This is a genomic window from Nostoc sp., from assembly GCF_036919895.1.
GTDB lineage: Bacteria > Cyanobacteriota > Cyanobacteriia > Cyanobacteriales > Nostocaceae > Nostoc.
The window spans coordinates 47530-54068 of record NZ_JBALBW010000017.1 but is presented as its reverse complement, the minus strand read 5'-3'; the positions used below and the strand labels follow the sequence as shown (position 1 = coordinate 54068).

Below are 6539 nucleotides of genomic sequence, written 5' to 3'. Positions count from 1 at the left end.
CTTTGCCTGTGCTGACATCCCAGAGGTTGATCGTCTTGTCTAAACTGCCAGAAGCCAGTGTCTTGCCATCGGGGCTGAAGACTACGCTATTGACCCTACTGCTATGCCCAGTCAGGGTTTTCATGGCTTTGCCTGTGCTGACATCCCAGAGTTTGATCGTCTTGTCTAAACTGCCAGAAGCCAGTGTCTTGCCATCGGGGCTGAAGACTACGCTATTGACCCTACTGCTATGCCCAGTCAGGGTTTTCATGGCTTTGCCTGTGCTGACATCCCAGAGTTTGATCGTCTTGTCTTCACTGCCAGAAGCCAGTGTCTTGCCATCGGGGCTGAAGACTACGCTAATGACACTACTGCTATGCCCAGTCAGGGTTTTCATGGCTTTGCCTGTGCTGACATCCCAGAGTTTGATCGTGCTGTCTAAACTGCCAGAAGCCAGTGTCTTGCCATCGGGGCTGAAGACTACGCTATTGACCCAATTGCTATGCCCAGTCAGGGTTTTGATGGTTTTGCCTGTGCTGACATCCCAGAGTTTAATCGTGTTGTCTAAACTGCCAGAAGCCAGTGTCTTGCCATCGGGGTTGAAGACTACGCTATTGACAATACTGCTATGCCCAGTCAGGGTTTTCATGGCTTTGCCTGTGCTGACATCCCAGAGTTTGATCGTCTTGTCTTCACTGCCAGAAACCAGTGTCTTGCCATCGGGGCTGAAGACTACGCTAATGACAATACTGCTATGCCCAGTCAGGGTTTTCATGGCTTTGCCTGTGCTGACATCCCAGAGTTTGATCGTGTTGTCAGCACTGCCAGAAGCCAGTGTCTTGCCATCGGGGCTGAAGACTACGCTATTGACAATACTGCTATGCCCAGTCAGGGTTTTCATGGCTTTGCCTGTGCTGACATCCCAGAGTTTGATCGTGTTGTCAGCACTGCCAGAAGCCAGTGTCTTGCCATCGGGGCTGAAGACTACGCTAGTGACAATACTGCTATGCCCAGTCAGGGTTTTCATGGCTTTGCCTGTGCTGACATCCCAGAGTTTGATCGTGCTGTCTAAACTGCCAGAAGCCAGTGTCTTGCCATCGGGGCTGAAGACTACGCTAATGATCGAACTGCTATGCCCAGTCAGGGTTTTCATGGCTTTGCCTGTGCTGACATCCCAGAGTTTGATCGTCTTGTCTTCACTGCCAGAAGCCAGTGTCTTGCCATCGGGGCTGAAGACTACGCTAATGATCGAACTGCTATGCCCAGTCAGAGTTTTCATGGCTTTGCCTGTGCTGACATCCCAGAGTTTGATCGTCTTGTCTTCACTGCCAGAAGCCAGTGTCTTGCCATCGGGGCTGAAGACTACGCTATTGACCGTACTGCTATGCCCAGTCAGGGTTTTGATGGCTTTGCCTGTGCTGACATCCCAGAGTTTGATCGTGCTGTCTAAACTGCCAGAAGCCAGTGTCTTGCCATCGGGGCTGAAGACTACGCTATAGACACTACTGCTATGCCCTTCTAAGGTATTTACCTCAATTGCACGATTTTCTTTCTTCTCGTTGGACTTTAAGTAAACTGCTTGCCGTAAAATTGCTACAGTTTGCATTCGGGTATCGCTTCTTTTTAGTGCCGAAGATGTGCGTTTGAGTTTTTCACCTGCCTTTAAAGCTGCTATCAAAGCATCTGGATGTTGTCCAGAGACAAAAAACGCTTCTGAAGAATTATCAATAGCGTTAATTTCATTGATATCGGCTTGTTTTTTTTGCTCATTTGCCTCTACTGCCGATCGCCATGATAAACCTGCCAACCCAGCGAATACTAATACTGCGGCGACGGAACCAAAAAGAGCGCGTTTGAGAAAGTTATTCAGTTTCGCGTCACTCAGTTTTCTTTGTTCTCGTTCTTTTTCCAGTTCCGCCATCACCTGCTTTAACTTCGGTTCCTGTTGCTGGCGGATAAAGGCGGCGATGTAGTCATGTACCAGTTGATAACGGTCAGCCGGGTTTTCTGGTAGCAAAACCACCAAGCCAGATTGGACAAAAATCTCTAACACTAAATCTAATTTACTAATTTCAGAAGCTTGTTCCGCCCTAGCTTCCGATCCCCCCGCCTGGGTTGACCCCCTTAAAAAGGGGGTTGAAGAAATTAAGCCCCCCTTCTTAAGGGGGGTTGGGGGGATCTCCGAGAAATACGGCATCAAATCGCGTTCCAACTCAGCACGAGTTTTTAACGGGCGAGTTCCTTTTTCATCCGTCAGCAAATACAGTAATATTTCTGCTGCTTGCTGATTCTCAACGCCGCAATCATTAACAACTTCATCCAAATAACGCTTAACCAATTCGTCTTTAGTACCACGCTGCCGATATTCTGCCAGAGTTGTAATATTCTCCGTTTGCAGTTGCGCCCCCACAACCTGCAATTCAATGGGACGAACTTCGCCCAATTCTCCGGCTAAATCTTGCACCAGTTGTTCAACTAAAGCATCTTCTAAGCGAAAACTAGTATTTTCAGTTAAACGCTGAATAATTGACTTCGCATCAGCAGGTGAGAAATTCCCCAACTTGTAAAGCACATTATTACTGAGAATGTCATTGCCAATAATCTTGAGACTAGGCAAATCATTGCACTCTAGCAAGTAATGGATGTAATCTACCCGCAGCGATAAGATAACTTTTACTGATAAAACATTCAGACACTCTCCCAGAAACTCAAAGAATTGCTTCCGTTGTGCAGGTTCGGTGTAAACAAAGAAAAATTCCTCAAATTGATCAAAAATTAACACCGTCCGCAGGTTGCGCTGTTCGTTTTCGCGTAGTTGAGTAATTAAAAACTTTGTAGAGACGCGATTCATCGCGTCTGCATTAGGGCGTGAAGAAGACGAGAGAAGTAAAGAGTGGGTATTTTGAATATCAAAGGTCGAAGTTCCGAGTTCAGAGGTCGAAGTTCCGAGTTCAGAGGTCGGAGTTCCGAGTTCAGAGGTCGGACTTCCGAGTTCAGAGGTCGGAGTGCCGAGTTCAGAGGTCGGACTTCCGAGTTCAGAGGTCGGAGTTCCGAGTTCAAAGGTCGGAGTGCCGAGTTCAGAGGTCGAACTTCCGAGTTCAGAGGTCGAACTTCCGAGTTCAAAGGTCGGAGTTCCGAGTTCAGAGGTCGAACTTCCGAGTTCAAAGGTCGAACTTCCGAGTTCAGAGGTCGAACTTCCGAGTTCAAAGGTCGAACGTTGAGGTTCTGACTCTCCCGACTCAGAATAGACGCGATTCATCACGTCTCTACAAACTCCCGATTCCTCACTCCCTGCCAAAAGCTTCCCTAATTCTTCCGCCCAGTTGGTGTAAACCCGCATTACCACCGGCATATAATCTTGAACACCGATCGCTTTATCCTTTAAAGCTGGTACTAATCCCGCATTCACTAGAGAACTTTTACCTACACCCGATTGCCCATGAATTACTATCAACTTATAATCAGGGCGACCCATGCGTTCAATTAAACGTTCTACATCCAATAGGCGACCAGATGCAGCAATTTCTGGGGCAATGTTTCCTTGGGGAGAGTTTGAGCGCAATGTCTCTACAAGCGCCTGTTTTGTAGCTTCTAATCTACCCGCACCAATAAAAGCCCGCAAACCAAATTGCTGTTCAATAGAACGCTGTTGCTGTTTGATTTTGTATGCTTTGAGATATTCTTTCTGCTCAAAATAAAGCTGCTGCAAAAATCTCAGAATATCCAAGTAAAGCCTGACATCTTCTAGGGGATTACCCACATCTCTAGCAGTTTCTAAGCTGAGAGTTGCCTCTTGAATTTGACCCAAATGGTATTGAGAACGACCTAAAATAAACTGATATAAACTAAAATCTTTTGATTTTAAATCTCTTTCGGAAATCTCCGATCCAACCCCTGATATACTCGCTGATTCCACATTGGGAATCGCAGCAAAAACTTTCAATGCTTGCTGAACACGCTGATTTGCTTCAACCCAATTGTTTTTAGCCAAAGCCACCTCAGCTAAAAAACCGTAATCTTTGGCTAATTCCCTTGGCTGGTTGTTAGTTTGATGTACTAATAATGCTTGTTCTGCAAGACTCTGCAACATTCCCCACTTTTGCAAGTCTCGCAAGATATCACCGAATTTAACTACTGTATTAGCAATTAAATCTGGGCTGTTAAACTGGCTAATAAAATTTATATATTCTTGAATATAATGCCAAGTTGCTTGCCAATCTGGATTATTGATATCTTGATGTTTAAAAGCTTTGAGATAATAGCAAAAGCCAATCTCACCGAGGATTTTTATCTGTCGTTCTAAATTATTATTTTGCTGCCAAAGTTCTAAAGCTTTGTGATAATGCTGTAGCGCCGAATCTTTATGATTATTTATCTGTCTGACAAAACCTAATAAAGATTCTAAGTTAGCTTTAATTTCTAAATTATAAGCATCTGGCTGATTGAGTAAATATCTTTGCGCTGCTTCTAACTCATTTTCCAGTTTAATATATCCATCTACGCTAAATTTTAAGTTATTACTAAACCAAGAATTAGCCGTTTCGGTGACAAAATCTACTAATTCTTGTGTTGATATATCAAAATTCCTCGTAGTTGCCCAACTTTCCAAATCTGGCGCAAGCTGTATTAGTTGTTTGTAGATTTCATCGTCAATCCACAACACTAAGGGAAAAGCAAAATTCTTGCGAAACTCTTCCCGCACCTGATTCGCAGAAGTTAACATCACAGATAAATTCTGCACTGATTCTAAACCCACAACCATTACACAGGCTGGTATCTCTTCGCTGAATGCTTCTTGAATGGCACTATAAAGAGTCCTGTTAGATTGCTGCACCGCCAAAACGCGAATTTCGACTTGGCAGATTTCCCGTAATCTTTGGATGAGGCGATCGCGCAAGCTATCATAATTACACCGGGCCAAAATCAGCTTAAACTGTCCCACAGAGGATTCTATCGCCCAAGCTAATTGTCTCAGAGAGCGTAGGTGTAGCCCGTCGTCAACATCGCTGTTTACATGCTTATCTTCTGATGGTTTTTCTGGACTCATAAACTTATGTTGTGCGTGTAGGGTGTGTTACCGCGAAGCGTAACGCACCGAAAACATGAGATAGTGCGTTACGGAAGCCGTAACACACCCTACCGTTAAGGAACGTTCAACTCTCTGGCTTCAGCCAAAATGGGATTAACGTCAAACCAAGACTCGCCACCATCCCGATATTCAAATACAAACCGACTGCGGATCAATTTTTGATATCCTTGGTCATCACTCACCTTTTTCCTTTCCTTGACATGACGTAACAATTGCCACTCATCATCAGAAATCGGCAACATTATTTCATTCCGTCGAGAACGAATAACTTGCTCTAAGGTTGCACCGGTTAGGGGAAGACTCATTTCTTCCATAATCCAAGTATTAAGCAGCCTCAGCACGTCCCGCACATGACCACCGCTCATTTTACATAACCGTTCTAGGCTAGCCGCACTATCAAAAATCTCGGTAATTTTATTTAAACGCTCCTCTGGTGTGATATCAGGAAAAGCTCTGGCTAGTACCATCTGCTGCATGAGTGCCATTCCCTCTAGATGAACACTGCCATCAGTCCTTTGTACAGGTACCATTGGTAACACCTTGGGATCTTCTGGAAAACGCTGAGTCAGCATTCCGTAATCGTTGGAAAACTTCAAAGCCAAGGGCATGGTGTAGAGTAGATGACAATTAAGCCTTGTTAAGAACTCACCTTGATCGACAAATAAATATTCTTGCTGCGGACGACCCCAAGGTTTGGCACGATTATCTATGCGGTCAAGATTATCGACAATTACCACCAAACCATTTTTACCTTGCTGTTTGAGTTTAGCGATCGCAGGTTCCAATAATTCTTGATTAATCGCTTCTAGCAGTTTAGTTTTTTGCGGTGCTAAATACTGATTGAGTTTTTCTCGCAGCGTTGGGTCATTTTTCATCTTGCTAGTGATTTCACCAATACCCACAGACAGAGAAAGCTTATCTTTATCTGCCGATAAACCCACATCACCAACCCCCGGAACCTTAAGTTTCCCCCCCGTCACCTCGGAGTTTAAGACCTTCCAAGCACCTTGCAGCAACTCATTAAATTTGTTGGGTGTCTCCAATGTAATTTTATCCAGACTTTGACTCACCCGCCGAGCGATCGCTAACAGCACATCAGCAATATCCACATCGGTCATTTCCAAATCTTCGCTAGACTCAAAATAGACTACATGGAAACCTAACTTTTCTAGTTCTGCCTGTAAGCGTAATAGTTCTGTCGATTTTCCACAACCAATATGCCCAGTAAATAAAGTGCAAGTGGGTTCATTGGGCTTAAAAAAAGTAATTTTCTGCTTCAGCTTGCCAAGAATATCACCACCTCGAACCGAGGAAAAATCTATATAATACTTGCCATCAGAGCTATTGTTAACAAACAGAGTTCTGCTGGGATCGGTAGCCTGATAAAATTCCCGTAAATCTATGGGCATAATGCTGGTAGTGCAATTATCTCGTATTGTCTTAACATATCCTTGTTTAAAAGGATAAAGTT

2 protein-coding genes are annotated in these 6539 nt (G+C 44.4%); both read right to left on the bottom strand.

The window, feature by feature from the left end:
* Positions 1–5026, bottom strand: a 5026-nt coding sequence (locus V7K55_RS02710) for an nSTAND1 domain-containing NTPase (protein ID WP_334827924.1), incomplete at its 3' end; no start/stop codon positions are given.
* A gap of 95 nt (positions 5027–5121) precedes the next feature.
* Positions 5122–6477: an ATP-binding protein gene (locus V7K55_RS02705; RefSeq protein WP_334827922.1), complete on the bottom strand. Its 1356-nt coding sequence runs from the start codon at positions 6475–6477 to the stop codon at positions 5122–5124.
* Positions 6478–6539 lie beyond the last annotated feature (62 nt).

Coding starts and splice junctions, on each gene's coding strand:
- V7K55_RS02705 (WP_334827922.1), bottom strand. CDS start 6,477: ATGCCCATAGATTTACGGGAATTTTATCAGGCTACCGATCCCAGCAGA.